We start from the raw sequence: 22,269 nt of genomic DNA, 5'->3' as shown, positions 1-22,269 counted from the left end.
CACGGCCCGGCGGATTTCCGCCTGACGGGCACGACGGTCTCGCCGCCACCGTTAGGGTTGCCCCATGCGTCTGCTGGTCACCGGCGGTGCCGGATTCATCGGCGCCAACTTCGTGCACAGCACACTGGCCCGGCGGCCCGACGCCGCGATAACGGTGCTGGACGCACTGACCTATGCCGGCAGCCGCGAGTCGCTGGCCGGCCTGGACTCCGACCCCGGCCGATTCCGGCTGGTGCAGGGCGACATCACCGATACCGCGCTGGTGGCGCGGCTGGTCGCCGAGTTGGATCCGGCCACCGACGCGGTGGTGCACTTCGCCGCCGAGACCCACGTGGACAACGCGCTGGCCGACCCCGAGCCGTTCCTGCGGTCCAACGTGATCGGCACCTTCACCGTGCTCGAGGCGGTACGCAGCCATCGGGTACGGCTACATCACGTCTCCACCGACGAGGTCTACGGGGAGCTTGCCCTCGACGATCCGCGCCGGTTCACCGAGACGTCCCCGTACCGCCCGTCGAGCCCGTACTCGTCGACCAAAGCCGCCGCCGACATGCTGGTCCGGTCCTGGGTGCGCTCCTACGGGATACACGCGACGATCTCGAACTGCTCCAACAACTACGGCCCCTACCAGCATGTGGAGAAGTTCATCCCGCGGCAGATCACCAGCCTGCTGACCGGGCGCCGGGCCAAGCTGTACGGCAGCGGCGCCAACGTGCGGGACTGGATCCACGTCGACGATCACAACGACGCCGTCTGGCAGATCATGACCCGCGGGCACGCCGGGCGCACGTATCTGATCGGCGCCGACGGGGAACACGACAACCGCACTGTGCTGCAGACGATCCTGCGGCTGATGGGCCACGACCCCGACGACTTCGATCTCGTCGCCGACCGGCCGGGCCACGATCTGCGCTACGCGATCGACCCGTCGGCGCTGCGTGATGAACTGGACTGGAAACCCGAGCACACCGACTTCGAGGCCGGCCTGCGCGCGACGATCGAGTGGTATCGCGCCAACGAGTCCTGGTGGGCGCCACTGAAAGACGCCGCCGAGGCCCGCTACACCGAGCTGGGACGCTGACGTGGCATTCCGCGAACTGGCCATCCCGGGAGCCTGGGAGCTCACCCCGACCCAGCACTCCGATGACCGCGGCGTGTTCTTCGAATGGTTCACCGAAGCAGAGTTCAGCGCGTTCGCCGGGCACCACTTCGACCTGCGTCAGGCCAACTGCTCGGTGTCGAGCGCCGGCGTGCTGCGCGGCCTGCACTTCGCCCAGGTACCGCCCGGACAGGCCAAATACGTCACCTGCGCGTCGGGAGCGGTCTTCGACGTCGTCGTCGACATCCGGGTCGGCTCACCGACCTACGGCCGGTGGGATGCGGTGCTGCTGGACTCCCAGGATCGCCGGACGGTGTATCTGGCCGCCGGTCTGGCGCATGGATTCCTTGCACTGCAAGATAATTCGACAGTGATGTATCTGTGCTCGGCCGGCTACGACCCGCAGCGTGAGCACACCATCTGCGCCACCGACCCCGAGATCGGCATCGACTGGCCCGACGATCACCCGCTGGTGCTCTCCGAGCGGGACGCGGCCGCTCCGTCGCTGGCCGAGGTCCGGGCCGCCGGTCTGCTGCCGGCCTGGGATCCGCGGTAACTGCCCGCCCTTCTCGCCGCGGCCCCCCCTTCTCATTTACTAGGATATCCTAGTATTCTTGGAGTCGGGCCGGTCCGGCTCGCCACCACATTCACGGGGATGACCGCATGAACACACAGATTCCGCACTTCATCGACGGCCGCCGCACCGCCGGCGCCTCGCAGCGCAGCACAGACGTCTTCGATCCCAACACCGGCACCGTGCAGGCCACGCTGCCGCTGGCCAACACCGCCGACGTCGACGCCGCCGTCACCTCGGCCGCGGCAGCCCAGAAAGGCTGGGCCGCCCAGAACCCGCAGCGCCGGGCCCGGGTGATGATGCGCTTCATCGACCTGGTCAACTCCCACGCCGACGAGCTGGCCGAACTGCTCTCCCGCGAGCACGGCAAGACCCTCGAGGACGCCCGCGGCGACATCCAGCGCGGCATCGAGGTGATCGAGTTCTGCGTCGGCATCCCGCACCTGCTCAAGGGCGAACACACCGAAGGTGCCGGGCCGGGCATCGACGTCTTCTCGCTGCGCCAGCCACTGGGCGTGGTCGCCGGCATCACCCCCTTCAACTTCCCGGCGATGATCCCGCTGTGGCAGGCCGGCCCGGCACTGGCCTGCGGCAACGCCTTCATCCTCAAGCCCTCCGAGCGCGACCCCTCGGTGCCGGTGCGCCTGGCCGAACTGTTCGTCGAAGCGGGGCTGCCGCCGGGCGTGCTGCAGGTGGTGCACGGCGACAAGGAGGCCGTCGACGCCCTGCTGCACCACCCGCAAGTCGCCGCCATAGGTTTCGTCGGCAGCTCCGACATCGCGCAGTACATCTATTCCACGGCCACCGCCAACGGCAAGCGCGCCCAGTGCTTCGGCGGGGCGAAGAACCACATGATCGTGATGCCCGACGCCGACCTGGACCAGGCCGTCGACGCGTTGATCGGCGCCGGCTACGGCAGCGCCGGTGAGCGGTGCATGGCGATCTCGGTGGCGGTGCCGGTCGGCGAACAGACCGCCGAGCGGTTACGCGCCCGGCTGACCGAGCGGATCAACAACCTGCGGGTCGGCCACAGCCTCGACCCCAAAGCCGACTACGGACCGCTGGTCACCCGGGCCGCCCTCGAACGGGTCAACGACTACATCGGCCAGGGCGTGGCCGCCGGCGCAGACCTGGTGATCGACGGCCGGGAACGAGCCAGCGACGACACGCAATTCGGTGACGCCGATCTGACCGGCGGGTTCTTTGCCGGGCCCACGCTGTTCGACCACGTCAGGCCCGACATGTCGATCTACACCGACGAGATCTTCGGCCCGGTGCTGTGCATCGTGCGAGCCCACGACTACGAAGAGGCGTTGCGGCTGCCCAGCGAACACGAATACGGCAACGGGGTGGCGATCTTCACCCGCGACGGCGACACCGCCCGCGACTTCACCTCCCGGGTGCAGGTCGGCATGGTCGGCGTTAACGTGCCGATCCCGGTGCCGGTGGCCTACCACACCTTCGGCGGGTGGAAGCGATCCGGCTTCGGTGACCTCAACCAGCACGGCACCGCGTCCATCACCTTCTACACCAAAGTCAAGACCGTCACCCAGCGCTGGCCGTCGGGTATCAAGGACGGCGCCGAATTCCACATCCCCACAATGCAATAGGCGCTGAACACGTGAATACCACAATGGATGACGAAGAACGGGTGATCGTCGAGACCGCTGCGGCGTTCGCCGAGAAGCGCCTCGCCCCGCACGCGCTGGAATGGGATGCCACGCACCACTTCCCGGTGGACGTGATGCGGGAGGCGGCCGAGCTGGGCATGGCGGCGATCTACTGCCGCGACGACGTCGGCGGGTCCGGACTGCGCCGCTTGGACGGGGTGCGCATCTTCGAGCAGTTGGCGATCGCCGACCCGGTGATCGCCGCCTACCTGTCGATCCACAACATGTGCGCCTGGATGATCGACAGCTACGGCACCGAAGAACAGCGCAAGACCTGGGTGCCCCGGCTGGCGCCGATGGCCTCGGTCGCCAGCTACTGCCTGACCGAACCGGGGGCGGGGTCGGATGCCGCCGCGTTGAGCACGCGGGCGGTCAAGCACGGCGGCGACTACGTGCTCGACGGCGTCAAACAGTTCATCTCCGGCGCCGGGGTCTCCGACGTGTACGTGGTGATGGCCCGAACCGGCACCCCGGAGGCACAGCCGGGCCCGCGCGGCATTTCCACCTTCATCATCGAAAAAGATACGCCCGGACTGAGTTTCGGCGCCGCCGAACAGAAGATGGGCTGGAATTCCCAGCCGACCGCCCAGGTGATTTTCGACGGCGTGCGGGTGCCCGCCGAGGCGATGCTCGGCGGCCCCGAAGGCGAAGGCATCGGCTTCTCGATCGCGATGAACGGCCTCAACGGCGGCCGGATCAACATCGCGGCCTGCTCGCTGGGCGGCGGCCAGGCTGCCTTCGACAAGACCGGCAGCTACCTGGCCGACCGGTCGGCGTTCGGCAAGGCGCTGCTCGACGAGCCGACGATCCGGTTCACCCTCGCCGACATGGCCACCGCACTGGAGACGTCCCGGCTGCTGCTGTGGCGGGCGGCCGCCGCGCTCGACGACAACGCCGCCGACAAGGTGGAGCTGTGCGCGATGGCCAAGCGCTACGTCACCGACGCCTGCTTCGGCGTCGCCGACCAGGCCCTGCAGCTGCACGGTGGCTACGGGTATCTGCGCGAGTACGGTCTGGAGAAAATCGTCCGGGATCTGCGCGTGCACCGCATCCTGGAGGGCACTAACGAGATCATGCGGATGGTGATCGGCCGGGCCGAAGCCTCCCGGGTCCGGTCCGGCCAATAACCAGGGAGCACATAGACATGGCAACCGTCGCGTTTCTGGGACTGGGCCACATGGGCGGGCCGATGTCGGCGAACCTGGTCACCGCGGGGCATAAGGTGCGCGGGTTCGACCCGGCGCCGGAAGCCGCTGCTGCGGCCGAAAAACACGGCGTCACCTGCTCCGAGAGCGCCGGCGCCGCGGTGGCCGACGCCGACGTGGTTGTCACCATGCTGCCCAATGGCGCCGCCGTGAAATCCTGCTACGCCGAGATCCTGTCCGCCGCCCGACCCGACACCCTGTTCATCGACAGCTCCACCATCTCCGTCGACGACGCACGCGACATTCATGGGCTGGCCGCTCAACACGGTTTCGCCCAAGTCGACGCACCGGTATCCGGCGGGGTTGCGGGTGCGGCCGCCGGGACGCTGGCCTTCATGGTCGGCGGCGAGGAGGCTGCCTTCGAGCGGGCCCGCCTGGCGCTGGAGCCCATGGCGGGCAAGATCATTCACTGCGGTGCCGCCGGTACCGGTCAGGCCGCCAAGATCTGCAACAACATGGTGCTGGCGGTCGAGCAGATCGCCATCGGCGAGGCGTTCGTGCTGGCCGAAAAGCTGGGTTTATCCGCGCAGTCGCTATTCGACGTCATCACCGGCGCCACCGGCAACTGCTGGGCGGTGCACACCAACTGCCCGGTTCCCGGCCCGGTGCCCACCTCCCCGGCGAACCGGAACTTCGAGCCCGGCTTCGCCACCGCACTGATGAACAAGGATCTGGGCCTGGCGATGGACGCGGTCGCATCAACCGGCTCATCAGCACCGTTGGGCAGCCACGCCGCGGCGATCTATGCGGACTTCGCCGTCGAGCACGCCGCCGAGGACTTCAGCGCCGTCATCAACCAGCTGCGCGACTGAGGCGGGCGGCCATCAGCTCCGCCTGCAGCTGACGGCATCCATCGACCAGCAGCCCGTCGTAGCCGCCCGAGCCGGCGGTGACCGCCGGCAGCCCCATTGCGGCGGCCGTCCGGCCGGCATCGTCGGACCCGGCGATCACCAGCGCCTCCCCGGCGACGATGCCCAGCTCCCACAGCGCCAGCCGGTAGAGCTCGGCGTCACCGCCGGGGCCGGTGAGGTCGTCGGCACTGACGACGGTGTCGGCCATCCCGTCGCCGATCAGTTCCCGCACCCGCGGCTGTACCCAGGTGCGCGGACCGGCACCTACCACCGCCACCCAGATCCCGGCGGCGAACAGGCTCATCACCAGGTCCAGGAGGCCGGACCGCGGCTCACCCTCGGCGTCGGCCAGGGCGTCCAGATCGAAGATCACCGCTTGCAAGGGGTAGACCTCGGCGTCGTCGGCCGGCAGCACCCGGTCCCACCAGAACGGGCGGCCGGGGCGGATCCATGTCGCGAGTTCGGTTGTGATCTGCATAACAGCAGGATGCCGGAACGACCGGCGCCCGTCCTCCCCCATTCGGGGGAACCGTCCGGGGGGATCCCCCGATCCGGCCTTATTGTCTTGCTATGCCGGTGCGGTTGGTCCTCGTCGACGATCACGAGATGGTGATCGAGGGCCTGCGGGCCATGCTCACCGCGTTCACCGACCGGATCGAGGTGGTCGGGCAGGCGATCAACGCCGAGCAGGCGATGGCCGTGATCGCCGAAACCGACCCCGACATCGTGCTGTGTGACGTGCGGATGCGCGGCGAGAGCGGGCTCGACCTCTGCCTGGCGCTGCGGGAACGCGACCCCGAGCGCAGGGTGGTGATGCTCTCGGTCTACGACGACGAGCAGTATCTGTACGAGGCGCTGCGGGTCGGGGCGAGCGGCTATCTGCTCAAGAGCATCAGCAGTGACGACCTGGTGCACCAGATCGAGTTGGCCCACCGCGGCGAGACGGTGATCGACCCCGGCCTGGCGGCCCGGGCGGCCGGTACCGCCGCCCGGCTGCAGCGCGACGAGTTCTGGCCGGGCGCCCGCCAGGGCCTCACGCAGCGGGAGAGCGAGATCCTGGCCTACATGGTCAGCGGACTGTCCAACCGCGGGATCGCCACCAAGCTGGTGATCGGCGACGAAACTGTCAAGAGCCACCTGCGGTCGATCTACCGCAAGCTGGGGGTCGCCGACCGCACCGGCGCGGTGGCCACCGCGCTGCGGGAAGGCATCTACCGGTGAGCGCCTCGGGCCAGAACCGGTCCCGCGCCCGCAAAGCGAACGCGGTGCGGGATTTCCGTGATTTTGTCGACGCCAACCACGAGCTGGCGCTGCTGCGCGAGCTCATCCAGGCCGCCTCCAGCGGGCCCGGCGTGGAACCACTGGCCGCCGCGGCCGCCCGGATGATCACCGCGGCCACCGGCACCGACGTCTGCTTCGTGCACGTCCTCGACGACACCGACCGGTCCCTGACCCTGACCGGCGCGACACCGCCGTTCGACACCGAGGTGGGCAAGATCCGGCTGCCGCTGGGCTCGGGGGTGTCGGGCTGGGTGGCCCGCCACCGCGAGCCGGTGGTGATCAGCGACAACAAGGAGGCCGATCCCCGCTACGTGCCGATCGAGTCGCTGCGCGGGCGCGACTTCACCTCGATGGTGTCGGTGCCGATGGAGACCGATCCGGGCGGGCTGGTGGGGGTGCTCAACGTGCACACCGTGGCGCGCCGCGAGTTCAGCCACGGCGACATCGAGCTGCTGCGGGTGATCGGTCAGCTCATCGCCGGCGCCATGCACCAGGCCCGGCTGCACCGTCAGCTGGTGGCCCGGGAACGCGCCCACGAGCTGTTCGTCGAGCAGGTCATCGAAGCCCAGGAGATCGAGCGGCGCCGGCTGGCCGGCGACATCCATGACGGCATCTCCCAGCGGCTGGTGACGCTGTCCTACCGGCTGGATGCCGCCGCCCGGGCGGTCGGCAACGATCCCGACGAGGCGTCCCAGCAGCTCGACGCCGCCCGTGAGTTGGCCGGGCTGACCCTGCAGGAGACCCGGATCGCGATCAGTGGACTGCGGCCGCCGGTGCTCGACGACCTGGGCCTGGCCGGGGGGCTGGCCAGCCTGGCCCGGTCCATCCCGCAACTCAAGATCGAGTTGGACCTGGCCGAGATCCGGTTGCCCGAGCACATCGAGCTGGCCCTGTATCGGATCGCGCAGGAGGGCCTGCAGAACGTCGTCAAGCACGCCGCCGCCACGACGGTGCGGCTGGGATTCGCGGTCGCCGCGGACCCCCGCGTCGCGCGGCTGGAGATCATCGACGACGGGGTGGGTTTCGACACCTTCGAGCATCCGGTGGGCGCCGACGAGATGGGAGGCTACGGGGTGCTGTCGATGGCCGAGCGTGCCGAGCTGGTCGGCGGCCGGCTCAACATCCGGTCGCGCCCGGGTGCGGGGACCGCCGTCACCGCGACCATCCCGGTGCCCCATCCCCAGCGAGCAGACACAAAATCACCCAATCCCGGCGGAATTTAGGCGATTCTGCGTCTGCTCGCGGTAGAAACCCGAGCGGTCAGAAGTCGCCGGCGTTGCGGCGCAGGGTCTCGATCGCCGAGGACAGGGTGCGGGACTCCTGCGGCGACATCCCGATTTCGGCGAACACCTCGCGGTTGAGGCTCGCCGTCGCGGCCGCCACCGTCGAGCGGCCCAACTCGGTGATCGACACCAGGGTGGTGCGGCCGTCGGTGGGATGCGGCAGCCGTTCCACCAGGCCGGCGGCCTCGAGTCGCCGGATCGCGTGCGTGACGCTGGTGACGTGTACCTGCAGCCGGTCGGATGCCTTGGTGATCGGCAGCGCGCCCGAGCGGCTGAACGCCAGCAGTCGCAGCAGCTCGAATCGGGAGAAGCTCAGGTCGTAGGGCCGCAGTGTCGCTTCCACGCGGGCCAGCAGGATCTGGTGGGCCCGCATCACCGAGGTCACCGCCACCATCCCGTCGGCGACCTCACCCCAGCCGGACCGTTCCCAATTCGCCCGGGCCAGCGCGATCGGGTCGCGATCGTCGGAGAGGTGCGAGTCCACGCCCGTTCTTATCACTTTTCGGCACGACCGCGTGGGAAGTGAACTCCACCCCGTCCCCCGTCGTGATTCAGGTGTGGTGTCGAACACGGCGACCCGTCGGTCCCTGCGGATCCTGGTGGCGGGCGCCGGTGTGAGTGGTATCGCCGCGGCCCGGGGCATGCTGCGCGACGGGCACGACGTCACCGTCTTCGAACAGCGGCCGGAGATTCGGGCCGGCGGCGGCGCGGTGACCATCTGGCCCAATGGTGCGACGGTGTTGAACCAGTTGGGCGTAGCGATGGACGGCGCCGGTCAGCGCCTCTCCACCGTGCGGGTGGTGATGTCGACGGGTTGCCGGCTGGCGACACTCGACGTCACCGCGATGGCGGCCCGACTCGGCGCCCCCGTTCGGATGGTGCCTCGTCACGTGCTGCTGGACCGGCTGCTGGACACCGTTCCGGCCGAACGCATCCGGTGCAACTCCCGCGTTGTGCAGATCCAGGGCACCCGCGGCGGAGTCCGGGTCGCGTTCGCCGACGGCACCTGCGCCGAGGGTGATCTGCTGATCGGCGCCGACGGCCTGCACTCGGTGGTCCGCGACGCCCTCGGAGCGAAGCCGGCGCAACCGACCGGGTGGTGCAGTTGGCAGGGGCTGGCGTCCGCGCCGAATCTCATCGACGACAAACACAGCGCGCTGGTCGCGATCGGCGAGCACGGCAACGTGGGACTGTGGCCGGCCGGCGAATCGGCGCTGCAGTGGTGGTTCGACCTGCCCTGGTCAGGCGATTTCGTCAGGCCGTCCCGGCCCCTCGAGGTGCTGCGGGCCCATTTCACCGGTTGGTCCGACGCCATCGATCGGGTGCTGGCGGCCTTGACCGATGCCGATCTGGCCGACTCGCCGTACCCGCATTTTCGGCATCCGATTCCGGGCCCGGGCAGCGGCGCGGTGACGCTGCTCGGCGATGCCGCCCACACCATGCCACCCACCCTGGCGCAAGGGACCAATCAGGCGCTGCTCGACACGATGGTGCTGCGCAGGGCGCTGTCGAGCCGCGGTGATCTGGTCAGCGCGCTGCGCTGGTATGAGAAGACCAGGCGGCGCAGGGTCAACGCCGTATCGCGGGTGGCGTCACTGCCGGTGGCGCACCGCCGGTCGGTGCTGGAGCCGGCGGCGCTGATCTCCGACCGGCTGCACACCTGGGCACTGTCGGCGTTCCTGCGCTCCACGAGTCACCCGCGGATATCCGCGGTGATCAGCCGGGACGACGCGGCGACGGTTTCCCAGCGATCGGTGCGACAACCATGACCGCTGTCGAGCCGGTCCGGGTGCGAAGCGATTTCGACGCTCCCTCGCGCTGGCTCTGGCTGGTCAAATGGTGCGTACTGGCCGTCCCGCACTACCCGATATTGATCGGGCTGTACCTGCTGTATCCGCTGGCGACCATCGTCGCCGGTGTTGCGATCTTGTTCACCGGCCGGTATCCACGACGCATCTTTGACTTCAATGTCGGAGTGCTGCGGTGGTCGTGGCGGGTGATGAATTACCGGTTTCCGATGAACAGCACGGACAAGTACCCGCCGTTCACGCTGGCATCTCGGCCCGACTACCCCGCCGATCTGGAGATCGACTACCCGGATCGGCTCGCCGGCGGCGCCGTTCTGGTGAAGTGGTGGTTGCTGGGACTCCCGCAGATCCTGCTGTGCTGGGCGATGGAGCCGCTGCTGCAACTGCTCTGCGTTTTCGCTGCCGTGATGCTCGCGGCTAACGGGACGATCCCGCCCGGGGTGCGAGATCTGCTGCTGGGCATCGTGCGATGGCGCTACCGGGTGGCGGCGTACGTCTCCCTGATGCGCGACGAGTACCCGCCGTTCCGACTGGACCAGGGCGATGAAGCATCGTAATCCGTTGTTCCCGTACGTATATCGCCTCGGCATGCCGATCTTCGACCGGTTGTTCTATCGACGGTACCGCCGCGAGGCGATGAGCAACGCGGCCGGACGGCTACTGCTCATCGGTGTCGGGCCGGGTACCGATCTGATGTTCCTGCCGCCCGCGGTGACATCGGTCGCCGCGGTAGAACCCGTGCCGGCGATGCGGCGGATGGCCGCGGCGGTGGCGCGGCGCAACGATGTCGCCATCGATATCGTCGATGGCATCGGAGAGTCCATACCCTTCCCGGACAACAGTTTCGACTCGGTACACGTCGGCCTGGTGTTGTGCTCGGTCGACGACGTGGCCGCTACCCTGCGCGAGATCCGCCGGGTATTGCGCCCCGGCGGCCGATTGGTCGTCCTCGAACATGTCCGTGGCGAGGGGGCGGTCGGCCGGTTCCAGGACCTGATCGCCGGGCCGTGGTCGTGGCTGACGTCGGGTTGTCGGCCCAACCGCCGGACCGTCGACGCCATCGCCGCGGCCGGCTTCGATACCAGCGGACTGCGCAGGATTCGACGAACTCCGGTGCCGCCACCGTGCAGCCCCCATCTGCAGGGCTTCGCCACCATCGTCCCCGAGACCGAGGGAGAAGCAGGCTAAGCCGCGGCCAGGATTTCTTATCAAAGATTTCTCTTCAGTTCAGCTTTGTCGGCCTCACAGATCGTGTCACCACTATCACCAACGCAACCGTGATCAGACGGTTCGATCGATAGGAGTCCCCGATGATTGGTTGGCGCATTTCGACCGTCGGCACCGCCGCGGGCGTTCTCTTGGCCGCGGGCATCAACCCGCCGGACATCACGTCGGTCGCACATACCGGCGCCGATGGCGGTTCCGTACCGGTGGACACTGTCCTGACGAGCCAGAGCGGCAATCTCGACCTGCTCGCAGGGCTCACCGGTCCCGATAGCCCGCAGCCGGATGTCTGGCCGGCGACGGACCTCACGCTTTTCGGGTCAGAGCCCTCGGACAGCATTCCCGACCCCGACTTCATCAGCAATGTTCACGATCTCGGCCTCTTCACCATCACGACGGCCGCCGACCCAGATGATGATTTCATCGCGTTTGTCATCCAAAGTTCGCTGTTCACAGATATTTTGACGTCCGGCGCGGACCCCGAGGGGGACTTGGGACTGGGCGACGCGAGCTTCGGACTGGCCGGGGCGACCGTCAACACCTTCGAAAGTTCGGTGTTCCCGTTCCTGGACGGTACGTTCACCCTTCCCTTCCCCGACCCCCTGGCCGACCTGTTCACTCTGCTTGTCCAACTGGGGTTCTGACACCGCTGCGCCGACACGGCCGGCTATTCGACGCCGACGGCCTCGATAATGTTCAGCCGCACCGCGCGTCGCGCCGGTGCCAGGGCGCCGAGCAGGCAGACCAGTACCGCGCCGGCAGCACAGGCGACCGGCATCGGGCCGGGCCGGAAGGTGACGTCGAAGTTCATGATGTCGGCACTGGCCACGCTGTACAGCCACTGATCGATCAGCCCGAACACCAGACCGCACACCCCGCCGACGACCCCGATTCCGGCCGCCTCGGCCAGCACCATCCGCACCGTGAACCGGCGGCCGGCCCCCATCGCACGCAGCACACCGATCTCGCGGCGACGCTCGAGCACCGACAGCGTCAGCGTATTGAACAATGCGACCGCGGCGACCAACGCCGCGATGCCCCAGACCGCGTTGGCGATGAACATGCTCTGGTGCAGTGGGGCCTGGAGTCCGGCCAGCGCCGCGGCACCGTCGTAGACGTGGTGTTGGACGGGCACCACCTGCCGGACATCGTCGAGCAGATGTCGACGATCCGTGCCCGGCTTCGCGGTGATCTGTAAGACCGTCAGGGCCGAGTCATCGAACCAGGCGCGTACCTGCTTCAGACCGATGCCGATGGTGCCGATGACCGTCGAAAAGTACGGGACCAGAGTCAACACCTCCACCTCCCGCGGGCCGCTCGGCGTTTGCAGCTGCAGCCGGTCGCCGGCCCGAACGCCCAACGCGGCGCCCAGATTCTGCGTCAGCACCACGCCACGGCCGTCGAGCACCGCGGCGCGCTCCGACTGATCGAGCGCGCGATAGAGCGGATCAGCGCTTCCCGCGGCGAATCCGTCCAGCATCACCCGGGTCCCGCCGACCACCGCGAACCCGAAGGCGCCCTCCACGACGCGTGCGACACCGGGCACCGCGGCCACGGTGTGGACCAGGTCGCCCGGCAGCCGATCGGTGGGGTAACTGTCGGGGGCATCGGCGCTGACCCAGACGTCGACGTCAGCGACCGAGACGAACAGCGCCCGCGCCGACGAGATCATGTCGGCGCTGGTGCCCATGATCACGACGCTGGTGACGACCGCGATGAGCACGGTCATCACCGTGGCCCACACCCGCCGCGGCGCGCGGGTGATGGTTGCGGCGGCCACCACCGATCCGAACACTCGCGCCGTCGCGGCGGTGGCGGCGACGATCGGCCCCCGCAGCACGAAGCCCGTCGCGATCTCCGCGCCGAGCAAAACGACCACCGCTGCGAACGCGAAGCTGCCATGTCTTTGCACGACCAGGATCGCCGCCGCGAACCCGGCGGCGGCACCGACCCCGCTGGCGATCCGCAGCCGTCGGGACACCCGGTCGGCCTCGGAGACGCCGACCGGCGCCAACGCCTCGATCGGAGAGACCTTGTAGACCTGCCGCGCCGCCATCGCCGAGGCGCCGACACCGGCCACCACCGTCGCGATGAGCGCGACCGGAATGGCGTACCCCGGCAACCAGTACTCCACCCGAGCTTCCAGCCCCTGGGTGACGGCGGGCGGCAACCGTCCGATTGCACTGTGGCCCACGGCGATTCCGATACACGACCCGATCGCGCCGCCGATCAGACCGAGAATCGCCGCCTCCAACAGCATGTCGCCGACGATCACGCCGCGCCGGCCGCCGACCGCCCGCAGCGTGGCAATGACCGGCCGGCGCGCGGTGATCGCCATGCTCACCGTGGTGTAGATCAAAAACGCCCCGACCACCAGGGCGACCGCGGCGCCCATCAGGGCCATGTAGTTCATCAGCTTCACACCGTCACCGGCCCGCGCGGCGCGCAGACTCGGGTCCGCGACGATGGCCCGGCCACCGACGGCGGCGGTGACCGCCGCGCGGACCGCGCCCGGATCCGCGCCCGGTTTCAGGGTGAGCAGGATCGAGTCGAGTCGGCCGGGGCGGCCGGTTATGTTCTGGGCCAGCGGAAGTGCGGCCAAAACGTACTGCCCGCCGTTGAGCTGTGCCAGCGATTTTCCGGTGAGCACCGAGGCGACGCTGACCACCTCGGAGCCCAACTGAAATCTCTGGCCGTCCCGATAGCCGACGCCGGGTCCGACCCGGACGGCGTTGGGCTCCCCGGGCGCCGCCGGTATCGGTGCGCCGCGGACGGCATCTTTCAGAGCGCCCTGCAACGCCGCGCTGCTGGTGTCCGCGCCGAGCAGCAGGACCCGCCCGGCGGGCGTCACCGCCGACGTCCGGATCATCGGCGCGGCGGCCGCCACGCCGGGGACGGCTGCGGCCTCGGCGGTGATCGTGTCGGGAAACCCGGCGTCGGTGGTGCCCGACACCTCCAGGGCCGCGATACCGGCGATTCCGTCGGTCAACCGGTTGACCGATCCGGTGATCGAGCCGAAGATCCCGAAGACCGCGACCAGATACAGGGCCGAGACCGCCATGACGGCGACGGTGGCGATGGTGCGCCGCCGGTGCACGACCAGCTCACGCAGGCTGAACACTCGTAGCCGGCTTGCCGCGGCGGTGATCACCGCCGGGCCACCGCTCGGTGCCGCATCACCGGCCCGTCGTAGCGGATCCGGCCGTCGTGCATCCGGATCACCCGGTCGGTCGCGGCCGCCGCATCCGAATTGTGCGTCACCATCACCACCAGCCGACGGCGGCCCGGCTCGTGCGCGATGTCGGCGAGCAGCGCCAGGATCGCGGCTCCGGTGGCCGAATCGAGGTTCCCGGTCGGCTCGTCGGCCAGTATCAGCGCCGGGTCCATCATCAACGCCCGTGCCACCGCGACGCGCTGCATCTGGCCGCCGGACAACTCCGCCGGCCGATGTTCGGTCCGGTGATCGAGCCCGACCCGCTCCAGCAGCCGTAGCGCTTCCGGTTTGGCCTTGCTCAGCCGCACGTCGGCGAGAAGTTTGGGTACGGCGACGTTCTCCCACGCCGACAGGGTCGGCAGCAGGTTGAAGAACTGAAAGACGAAGCCCACCCGGTGATGGCGAAATGCCGACCGCGCAGCATCGTCGAGCCGGCCGATCTCCTCGCCGCCGAACCTGATCGATCCGGTGTCCGGGGAATCCAGCGCGCCGAGCAGATGCAACAAGGTGCTCTTGCCGGCCCCGGACGGCCCGATGATCGAGACGAACTGCCCGCCCCGCAACCGCAGGTTGATGCTGTTCAGGGCCCGCACGGTGTGACCGCCGACCCGGTACTCGCGCACCACATCGCGAAGTTCGACGGTCAGTGCCCGCGGTCGGGTACCGAGGTGTTCACCAGTCATGTGCCTGCGCCTATCGCGGCCAGTACCGCTCGGCTGGACTCTCGGCTGCCGATGGTGATCCGCACCCCGCCGCCGGGGAAATGACGCGCCTTGACGCCGACCGTGTCCAGCATCTCCCGCCACGGCCGTCCGGCGCCGGGCAGATAGACGAAGTTCGCGTGCCCATCGGTGGTGTAGACGCCCATCGCACGCAGCCGCCTGCTCAAGTACGCCCGCTCGCCTGCGATACGCAGGGTCCGTTGCCGCAATTGGTCTTCGGCTTCGTAGGAGGCTGCCACCGCGACCGCGCTGCAGATACCCGTAGCGAACGGCAGTTGCAGGGCCCACAACCGATCGGCGAACTCCGGTGCGCCGAATCCGTACCCGATTCGTAAGCCCGCCAGACCGTAGGCTTTGGAGAAGGTGCGCAGCACGACGACATTCGGAAATCGTCGAACCAGATCCGGTCCACCGATGCGGTACTGGGGGGCGACGAACTCGATATAGGCCTCGTCGAACAGCACGATGGTGTCGACGGGCAGTCGGCGCAGGAACCGCTCGACGTCGGCGATCGGCGCCAACGTGCCCGTCGGGTTGTGCGGCCGGCACAACACGACAACGCGGGCGCCCACCGCGGCGTCCGCCATCGCCGGGAGGTCATCATGCCCGTGCGGGTCGAGTGGAATCGGGATCGATGCCAGTCCGGCCATCCGTGCCATGATCGGGAAACCGTCGAAAGTCGGGTCGCTCAACACGATCCGGTCCCCGGGCCGGGTGAACGTCTGCAGCACCTGCATCGCCACTCCGGTTGCTCCCGACCCGAGTGCCACCTGTCCGGCGTCGACCCCGATGTGGTTCGCGACCATTGCGCGCAGCTTGTCGGGCAGAAACTCCGGATAGCGATTGACGGCGCCCATCGCGTGATGCAGTGCCGAGCGCACGGCCGGCAACGGCGAGAAGGGGTTCTCGTTGAGAGACAACGCAAGCGGATCGACGGCAGCCGGCACCGACTCGAGCACGTCGGCGTTGACCGGATTCCCGAAGGCCGTCGGGGACATCATCGGCGTCCGCCCCAGCGCACCGCAGCCGCACCGGCGAAGTCGCCGGCGTGCGCGAAGCCCGCCATCATAATCACGTCGCCCGGTGCTACCTGACCCTCGGATATCGCGCGTTCCATGTTGATCGGGATCGCGGCGCCGAAGAGGTTCCCGCATTCATCGAACGTGTCGCGGTGTCGCTGGGGTGGCAGCTCCAGCGCCTCGCGCCAGTTGCGCAGGAAGACCCGGTTGGGCTGGTTGGTGACCAGCAGGTCGATGTCGTTGGGTTTCACACCGATTCGGTCGCATACCGCCAGCGCCACCTCGGGGACCAGACGGTTGCCCCGGGCCAGCACCTTGGTGATCTTGGCCTCGGTGAACGCGATGCACGCCTCGCCCGGCCCGGCCTGCCACCACTTGCGTGGCGGGTCGGAGGTGATCGTCATCTCGCCGGCGTACTCGCCGTAGCTGCGGCACTCGACATCGAGGATGGGCGACTCGTCGGACAGCGTGACCAGGCCCACCGCTGCGCCGTCACCGGGGACCGCGGCCTGCGCCCGACTCCGCACGCTCGGCTGGTCGAACACCTGACCCGCCGCGTTCTGGGCGATGGCGATCAGCGCGGTGCGCCCTTCGCCCGACGTCAGCAGTTGACGAGCCAACTTCAGTGCCAGCACGAACACCGCGCAGCCACCGTTGTGCAGGTCGAGCACCCAGCGGGGTCGCATACCCAGCCGGTGCGCCACGCCCGCGCCCGCACCGTAGAACGGCACATCCGGCATCTGGGTATGGGTGATCAACACGTCGACCCCGGTCAGGACATCCCGGCCGTGCCGTTCGATCAGGCCGGCGGTGGCACGTTCGATCATGTCGATCGCGCTCTCGTCGGGACCGACGTGGTGACGCCACCGCGGTGCGCGGAACATCACACTCTCGCGCAGCTCATCGGTGGCGGCGAACTGGGCGTAGAAATCGGCGCCGATCGGTTCGCCGGGCAAGTAGCTGGAGATGTCGGTGAGACTGACCGGCGTCATCGCATCCACACCGGTGTCACGGGCAGCCCGTTGCGGTGCCGGTATTCGGCAATCGCCTTGAGGTTCTTCAGTTCCAGCAGGTGGCCGGCGCCGAACATGTCCCAGAAATCGCCGACCCAGACCGGCCGCTGCGGCGGAGCGGTCTCCGGGTAGGGGTTCTCGTCGTAGAACGGGTGGTGGCAATTGGTCCACAGCACCACCGAGCCGGGCCTGTCGAACACCACCTGGGCGTCGAGCACCCGCATCAGGTAGATCATCCACAGGTGTTTGCCCTGATCCCATGCGCAGTGGTAGTCGACCGTTCGCGCGCCGGCTTCGGCGACCGTACGGGTGTAGATCTCGGTCCCCTCGCCGGCCCCCGCGCCGGTCCCGGCGCCGAGCCGGTCGTGGGCCAGCCACAGACCCGGCTCGTCGGTAGTGGTGAAACCACGCAGGCTGTAGGTCCACTCCTCCAGGCTGCGAGTGTCGGCCAGGTAATCGAACAATTCGTCAGGCGGACAGTCGATATAGCTGTTGACCGTGCAGAACTCACCGAACACTTCGTCGTGCGGGTAGACCGAGCGCATCATCTCCATGATGATCGGAGTGGCCTGTTCTCGTGGCGACGTCTCGATGCGGATCAGCCCGTCGAGCGGTTCGGTGATGTCGTCAAGCGCGGGCAGTGACATAGCCATCCTCCTTGAGCACGGGGGCGGTCAAAAACGGTGCGAACGGGGGGATCTCGTCGGCGGAACACCCGATGCTGACCACCGACGGGCCGTCGACGTTCAGCGCGGAGTCCAGCGCCGCCGACAGTTCGCCGGCCTGGTTGACATCGGCGGCCGGCAGGCCGGGAAACATCGCACCCAATCCGGCGCCCAGCACGCTGGGCCGGAATCGGTTGTAGCTGTACAGGTCGCCGTAGAACAGTTGTTCGCGCGTCACACACATGGCGTGGGCGTTGTTGTTGAACAACACGAAGGTGATCGGCAGCCGATACTGAAGCGCGGTGTGGATCTCCATGCCGTGCATGAAAAACGCACCGTCGCCGGCGATCACCACGGTGCGCCGGGCCCGGCCGAACGCCATCCCGATGCCGGCCCCGAAGCTGTACCCCATCCCGCCCATGCCGAGCGCGACGATGAACCTCCCGTCGCGGCGCACCGGCAGGTAGTGCAATGCGGACGCGCCGGTGTTACCGGCGTCGACGACGATGTCCACACCGGGCGGCACAACGGTGTCCAGTACTCGCATCGCGTCGCGGTAGCGCACGCCGGGGCCGCGGTGTCGCGGCGGTTCAAGTTCGCCGCGCCGCAACCGATCCGGGGCCCGCAGCCCGAGAGGCCGCTGCCGGCGAAGACCGTGCGCCAGGGCGGTCAGCGACACGCGCAGATCATCGGAGTGCACGTGCGTGCAGGGCAGGTACGGCGGAGCCGAACCGATCGAGACCATCCGAACTGATTCCAGCGCGGCGTCCATCCCGCTGCGGGCGGTGACGGGCAACCGGGTGCCCACCACCAGGCACACCGCGCTGGCCGCCAACAAATCCGCCACACCGGGATGCCCGACCACTCCGGTGAGCGCGTGTGAACCCGGGCCGCCGACGTCTTTGGCGTCGGGAACACAGGCCACCTGCGCTCCGAGCAACCCCGCCAGCGCCTGCAGTTCAGCACGGGCGTCGTCACGGGCAATCTGCTCGCCGGCGATGATGACGACCGGCCCATCGGCACCGCGCAGGGCGCGCAGAACCGGGTGCGGGTCACCGGGTCCGGCCGGCGCCGAACCAGCGCCACCATGGCCGTTCACAGGCCTGTCGTAGACCACGCGGGCCTGCTGGACGTCCTTGGGTAACAACAACACTGCCGGCCCTCCGGTGCGCGCCGCGGCGACCGCGCTGCGCAACGCCCCGACGATCTCGCCGGGCGTGCCTATCCGTCGGCAGAACACCGACACCGCGGAGAACAGCGTCTCGGCGTCCAGCGATCCGTTGCGGCCGCTGATGTCCTGAAAGCTGCCCCGGCCGTCCATCGCCGCCGGAGGCTGGCCCACCAATGCCAACACCGGCACCCGGCTCGCCAACGATTCCGCGAGCCCGGGAACAAGGTTCAACGCGCCCCCGCCCGACGTTGCCGCGACCACGCCCAACCCCGCCCCGCTGCGGCTGTATCCGTCGGCCATGGTTGCCGCCGAGAATTCGTGTTTGGCCACGACCGCGGTGATCCGGGGGTGGCAGTGCGCGGCATCGTAGAGGTCCTCGATATTTGCGCCGTCGACACCGAAGATATGGCCGACGCCGATGCCGGCGAGGCCTTCGAGGATGTGATCGACCACCCGGTGCTGCCCCGCCATCCGCCCACCTAACCCACGACGATGATGTCTGGTTAAACGATGCGGGTAGTGCTTCGGTTCACCCGCCGGCAGCGCAGCGCTGCCGACAGGGCGGGGGTTGCGGCGCTAGACCGCCGTCAGGATGCGGGGCCCGTCGTCGGTCACCGCGACGGTGTGTTCCCAGTGCGCGGCGCGCGACCCGTCGGCGGTGACGACCGTCCACTCGTCGTCGAGGATGACGGTCTGGTCGGTGCCCAGGGTCAGCATCGGTTCGATCGCCAGCACCGATCCGGCCACCAGCAGCGGCCCGCGGCCCGGCGATCCCTCGTTGGGCAGGAACGGGTCCATGTGCATCTGGCGGCCGATACCGTGGCCGCCATAGCCGGCGACGATGCCGAACGAGCGGCGGAACTCCGCCGACGCGGCGCGGGCACCTGTTTCGATGGCGTGCGAGACGTCGCTGAGCCGGTTGCCCGGGACCATCGCCGCGATCCCGGCCTCCATCGCCTGCCGGGTCGCGGCCGACAGGTTCTCGTCGGCCGGTGTCAGCTTGCCGACACCGAAGGTGACCGCCGCGTCGCCGTGCCAACCGTCCAGGATCGCACCGCAGTCGATGGACACCAGATCACCCTCCGCCAGCACCTCGGTCGACGATGGGATGCCGTGCACCACACGGTCGTTCACCGAACTGCAGATCGACGCGGGGAAACCGTGATAGCCGAGGAACGACGGCGTGGCGCCCGCCTCCCGGATCACCGACTCGGCGACCTCGTCCAGCTCCCCCGTCGAGACCCCGGCGGCAGCGGCCGCACGCACCGCCTTCAGGGCCGCGGCGACGACGGCGCCGGCCGCGGCCATCGCGTCGAGCTCCCCCGGGCTGCGATGCGGCACCCGCCGCTTCGCCCACCCGATCACTTAGCGTCCCAGGGCGTGCAACAGGCGACCGAAGACCTCGTCGACGGTGCCCAGCGCGTCCACGACATGCAGGTCGTGCTCGTGCTGGTAGAAGTCCAGCAGCGGCGCCGTCTCCTCGCGGTAGACGATCATCCGGTTGTGGATGACCTCGGCGGTGTCATCGGCGCGGCCCCGCTCCCGCAGCCGGGCGAGCAGCTCGTCCTCGCTGACCCGCAGCTCCAGTACCGCGTCCAGCTTGGTGTTGCGGGCCTCCAGCATGTCGTGCAGGGCCTGGGCCTGCTCCACCGAGCGGGGGTAGCCGTCGAGGATGAAGCCCTTGGCGGCGTCCTCGTCGTCGATGCGGTCGGCGACCAGCGCGTTGGTCAGCTCGGAGGGCACCAGATCCCCGGCGTCGAGGTATCCCTTGGCCTTGCGGCCCAGCTCGGTGCCCTGCGCGATGTTGCTGCGGAACAGGTCCCCGGTGGAGATCTGCGGGACGCCCAGCTCCTGGGCCAGTTTAATGGCCTGGGTGCCCTTGCCCGCCCCGGGCGGTCCCAGCAGGATGACTCTCACTTGAGGAACCCTTCGTAGTTGCGCTGCATGAGCTGGCTCTCGATCTGCTTGACCGTGTCAAGACCGACGCCGATCATGATCAGCACCGCGGTACCACCGAACGGCAGGTTCTGGACCGTCCCGGAGTTGCCCATCTGCAGGAACAGGTTGGGCAGCACGGAGATCACCCCGAGGTAGATCGAGCCCGGCAGGGTGATCCGGTTGAGCACGAAACGCAGGTAGTCCGCGGTCGGGCGTCCCGGCCGGATGCCCGGAATGAAGCCGCCGAACTTCTTCATCTCGTCGGCGCGCTCGTCGGGGTTGAACGTGATCGACACGTAGAAGTAGGTGAAGAAGATGATCAGGCCGAAGTACACGCCGATGTAGACCAGGTTGGACGGATCCGACAGGTAAGTGCTGACGGCCTTGTCCCACCAGCTGGTGCCGACGCCGCCGTTGCCACTGCGGACCAGCTGGGTGACCAGCTGGGGGATGTAGATCAGCGACGAGGCGAAGATGACCGGGATGACGCCGGCCTGGTTGACCTTGAGCGGCAGGTAGGTCGAGGTGCCGCCGTACATGCGCCGGCCGACCATGCGTTTGGCGTACTGCACCGGGATTCGGCGTTGGCCCTGCTCGACGAAGACCACGCCGACGACGATGACCAGCGCGGCCAGGCAGACCATGGTGAACACCAGGCCGCCGCGGGAGTCCAGGATGGTCTTGCCCTCGATCGGGATACGAGCGGCGATACCGACGAAGATCAGCAGCGACATGCCGTTACCGATACCGCGCTCGGTGATCAGCTCACCCAGCCACATCACCAGCACCGCTCCGGCGGTCATCACCAGCACGATGACGACCAGGGTGAAGATGCTGTGGTCGGCGATGATGTCGTGGCGCAGGCTGCAGGACTGCAGCAGCCCGCCGTTGGCGGCCAGCGCCACGATGCTGGTCGCCTGCAGCACCGCCAGCGCCACCGTCAGGTAGCGGGTGTACTGGGTCATCTTGTTCTGGCCGGACTGACCCTCTTTGCGCAACTCCTCGAAGCGCGGGATGACCACGGTCAACAGCTGCACGATGATGCTGGCGGTGATATAGGGCATCACGCCGATGGCGAACACCGTCAACTGCAGCAACGCACCGCCGGAGAACAGGTTGATCAGCGAGTAGACCTGCGCCGCGTCGCCGCCGCTGACCTCCTTGATGCACTGCTGCACGTTCTGGTAGTCGACGCCGGGCGACGGGATGGCCGCTCCGAGCCGGTAAATGACGATGATGCCCAGGGCGAACAGGATCTTGCGCCTCAGGTCGACCGTCCGCAGTGACGAGATGAAAGCCGAGAACACTCTTCTCCTCCTGCGCAGCCGAGGTCCGGTCGCGGCGTGCCAATGGGCTGGTTTGTTCCAGCCCCGGTTAGTCCTGGGGTAGTCCTGCGCTTTCGCGTCGACGCGCCGACCGGTCGTGAAGCGGCCATGCGCGTCTTCCGGCGCGTCAGCAGTCTACGAGACTAACAGCTCAGCGCAGCGGGCCGGGCAGCCACAGGGAGGCGCTGTCAGCGAACCGACAGCCGC

Annotated in this window: 22 protein-coding genes; 11 read left to right on the top strand and 11 right to left on the bottom strand. The window is 68.5% G+C overall.

Features of this window, described 5'->3' with window-relative positions:
- Positions 1–64: 64 nt before the first annotated feature.
- The 5 genes from rfbB (at position 65) to mmsB (ending at position 5,360) form a co-directional block, all read left to right on the top strand.
- Positions 65–1,081, top strand: coding sequence for a dTDP-glucose 4,6-dehydratase (gene rfbB / locus G6N23_RS03855; RefSeq protein WP_085261351.1), 1,017 nt, complete (start codon positions 65–67; stop codon positions 1,079–1,081).
- A 1-nt stretch (position 1,082) separates the two neighbouring features.
- Positions 1,083–1,655 (top strand): dTDP-4-dehydrorhamnose 3,5-epimerase, encoded by a 573-nt coding sequence (gene rfbC / locus G6N23_RS03850; RefSeq protein WP_085261352.1) that lies wholly within the window; start codon positions 1,083–1,085, stop codon positions 1,653–1,655.
- Between the two features lie 107 nt (positions 1,656–1,762).
- Positions 1,763–3,283 (top strand): CoA-acylating methylmalonate-semialdehyde dehydrogenase, encoded by a 1,521-nt coding sequence (locus tag G6N23_RS03845; protein ID WP_085261353.1) that lies wholly within the window; start codon positions 1,763–1,765, stop codon positions 3,281–3,283.
- A 23-nt stretch (positions 3,284–3,306) separates the two neighbouring features.
- Positions 3,307–4,470: an acyl-CoA dehydrogenase family protein gene (locus G6N23_RS03840; RefSeq protein ID WP_085261354.1), complete on the top strand. Its 1,164-nt coding sequence runs from the start codon at positions 3,307–3,309 to the stop codon at positions 4,468–4,470.
- 17 nt (positions 4,471–4,487) lie between these two features.
- Positions 4,488–5,360: a 3-hydroxyisobutyrate dehydrogenase gene (gene mmsB, locus G6N23_RS03835; RefSeq protein ID WP_085261355.1), complete on the top strand. Its 873-nt coding sequence runs from the start codon at positions 4,488–4,490 to the stop codon at positions 5,358–5,360.
- Here the strand turns inward: mmsB and G6N23_RS03830 are convergent.
- The gene (locus G6N23_RS03830) at positions 5,341–5,877 is read right to left on the bottom strand and encodes an HAD family hydrolase (protein WP_085261356.1); all 537 of its coding nucleotides are present in this window, start codon (positions 5,875–5,877) and stop codon (positions 5,341–5,343) included. The genes mmsB and G6N23_RS03830 overlap by 20 nt on opposite strands.
- Before the next feature lie 92 nt (positions 5,878–5,969).
- Between G6N23_RS03830 and G6N23_RS03825 the strand changes: the two genes are divergently transcribed.
- Together G6N23_RS03825 and G6N23_RS03820 are read left to right on the top strand one after the other, a co-directional pair.
- A complete protein-coding gene (locus G6N23_RS03825; RefSeq protein ID WP_085261357.1) occupies positions 5,970–6,620 on the top strand; it encodes a response regulator in 651 nt (216 codons plus the stop codon).
- Positions 6,617–7,903, top strand: coding sequence for a GAF domain-containing sensor histidine kinase (locus tag G6N23_RS03820; protein WP_372509036.1), 1,287 nt, complete (start codon positions 6,617–6,619; stop codon positions 7,901–7,903). The genes G6N23_RS03825 and G6N23_RS03820 overlap by 4 nt, the downstream gene beginning before the upstream one ends.
- 37 nt (positions 7,904–7,940) lie before the next feature.
- Here the strand turns inward: G6N23_RS03820 and G6N23_RS03815 are convergent, their stop codons facing one another.
- Positions 7,941–8,447 (bottom strand): MarR family winged helix-turn-helix transcriptional regulator, encoded by a 507-nt coding sequence (locus tag G6N23_RS03815; RefSeq protein WP_162291755.1) that lies wholly within the window; start codon positions 8,445–8,447, stop codon positions 7,941–7,943.
- 157 nt (positions 8,448–8,604) lie between these two features.
- Here G6N23_RS03815 and G6N23_RS03810 point away from each other — a divergent pair, with 157 nt between their 5' ends.
- The 4 genes from G6N23_RS03810 to G6N23_RS03795 all read left to right on the top strand — a co-directional run bounded on the left by G6N23_RS03810 (position 8,605) and on the right by G6N23_RS03795 (position 11,639).
- A complete protein-coding gene (locus G6N23_RS03810) occupies positions 8,605–9,732 on the top strand; it encodes an FAD-dependent oxidoreductase (protein WP_234808646.1) in 1,128 nt (375 codons plus the stop codon).
- A gap of 20 nt (positions 9,733–9,752) precedes the next feature.
- A complete protein-coding gene (locus G6N23_RS03805) occupies positions 9,753–10,328 on the top strand; it encodes a DUF4389 domain-containing protein (RefSeq protein WP_085261384.1) in 576 nt (191 codons plus the stop codon).
- Positions 10,315–10,959, top strand: a complete 645-nt coding sequence (locus G6N23_RS03800; RefSeq protein WP_085261358.1) for a class I SAM-dependent methyltransferase — start codon at positions 10,315–10,317, stop codon at positions 10,957–10,959. Before G6N23_RS03805 ends, G6N23_RS03800 begins: the two co-directional genes overlap by 14 nt.
- Positions 10,960–11,081: 122 nt before the next feature.
- Positions 11,082–11,639, top strand: a complete 558-nt coding sequence (locus tag G6N23_RS03795) for a hypothetical protein (protein WP_085261359.1) — start codon at positions 11,082–11,084, stop codon at positions 11,637–11,639.
- Positions 11,640–11,662: 23 nt separating this feature from the next.
- On the opposite strand, the gene G6N23_RS03790 is transcribed toward G6N23_RS03795, so the two are convergent.
- The 9 genes from G6N23_RS03790 to secY all read right to left on the bottom strand — a co-directional run bounded on the left by G6N23_RS03790 (position 11,663) and on the right by secY (position 22,044).
- On the bottom strand, positions 11,663–14,056 hold the full coding sequence (locus G6N23_RS03790) for an ABC transporter permease (RefSeq protein WP_085261385.1): 2,394 nt from the start codon (positions 14,054–14,056) through the stop codon (positions 11,663–11,665).
- An 86-nt stretch (positions 14,057–14,142) separates the two neighbouring features.
- Positions 14,143–14,892, bottom strand: a complete 750-nt coding sequence (locus G6N23_RS03785) for an ABC transporter ATP-binding protein (protein ID WP_372509037.1) — start codon at positions 14,890–14,892, stop codon at positions 14,143–14,145.
- Positions 14,889–15,929 carry a pyridoxal phosphate-dependent aminotransferase gene (locus tag G6N23_RS03780; protein WP_085261360.1) on the bottom strand — a complete coding sequence of 347 codons (1,041 nt, stop codon included), beginning with the start codon at positions 15,927–15,929 and terminating at the stop codon, positions 14,889–14,891. Before G6N23_RS03780 ends, G6N23_RS03785 begins: the two co-directional genes overlap by 4 nt.
- The gene (locus G6N23_RS03775) at positions 15,929–16,951 is read right to left on the bottom strand and encodes a 3-oxoacyl-ACP synthase III family protein (protein ID WP_095174008.1); all 1,023 of its coding nucleotides are present in this window, start codon (positions 16,949–16,951) and stop codon (positions 15,929–15,931) included. Before G6N23_RS03775 ends, G6N23_RS03780 begins: the two co-directional genes overlap by 1 nt.
- Positions 16,939–17,610, bottom strand: coding sequence for an SRPBCC family protein (locus tag G6N23_RS03770; RefSeq protein WP_085261361.1), 672 nt, complete (start codon positions 17,608–17,610; stop codon positions 16,939–16,941). The genes G6N23_RS03775 and G6N23_RS03770 overlap by 13 nt, the downstream gene beginning before the upstream one ends.
- Complete coding sequence (locus G6N23_RS03765) at positions 17,591–19,270, bottom strand: thiamine pyrophosphate-binding protein (RefSeq protein WP_085261362.1); 1,680 nt, start codon at positions 19,268–19,270, stop codon at positions 17,591–17,593. The genes G6N23_RS03770 and G6N23_RS03765 overlap by 20 nt, the downstream gene beginning before the upstream one ends.
- Before the next feature lie 105 nt (positions 19,271–19,375).
- Positions 19,376–20,107, bottom strand: coding sequence for a type I methionyl aminopeptidase (map, locus tag G6N23_RS03760; RefSeq protein WP_234808647.1), 732 nt, complete (start codon positions 20,105–20,107; stop codon positions 19,376–19,378).
- Positions 20,108–20,164: 57 nt separating this feature from the next.
- The gene (locus G6N23_RS03755; protein ID WP_085261364.1) at positions 20,165–20,716 is read right to left on the bottom strand and encodes an adenylate kinase; all 552 of its coding nucleotides are present in this window, start codon (positions 20,714–20,716) and stop codon (positions 20,165–20,167) included.
- Positions 20,713–22,044, bottom strand: coding sequence for a preprotein translocase subunit SecY (secY, locus tag G6N23_RS03750; RefSeq protein WP_085261365.1), 1,332 nt, complete (start codon positions 22,042–22,044; stop codon positions 20,713–20,715). Before secY ends, G6N23_RS03755 begins: the two co-directional genes overlap by 4 nt.
- Positions 22,045–22,269 lie beyond the last annotated feature (225 nt).

This window comes from Mycolicibacter terrae (assembly GCF_010727125.1).
In the GTDB taxonomy this organism is placed as follows: Bacteria; Actinomycetota; Actinomycetes; order Mycobacteriales; family Mycobacteriaceae; genus Mycobacterium; species Mycobacterium terrae.
Note: the sequence above shows the minus strand (reverse complement) of the source record. Positions and strands in the feature narration are given on the sequence as shown.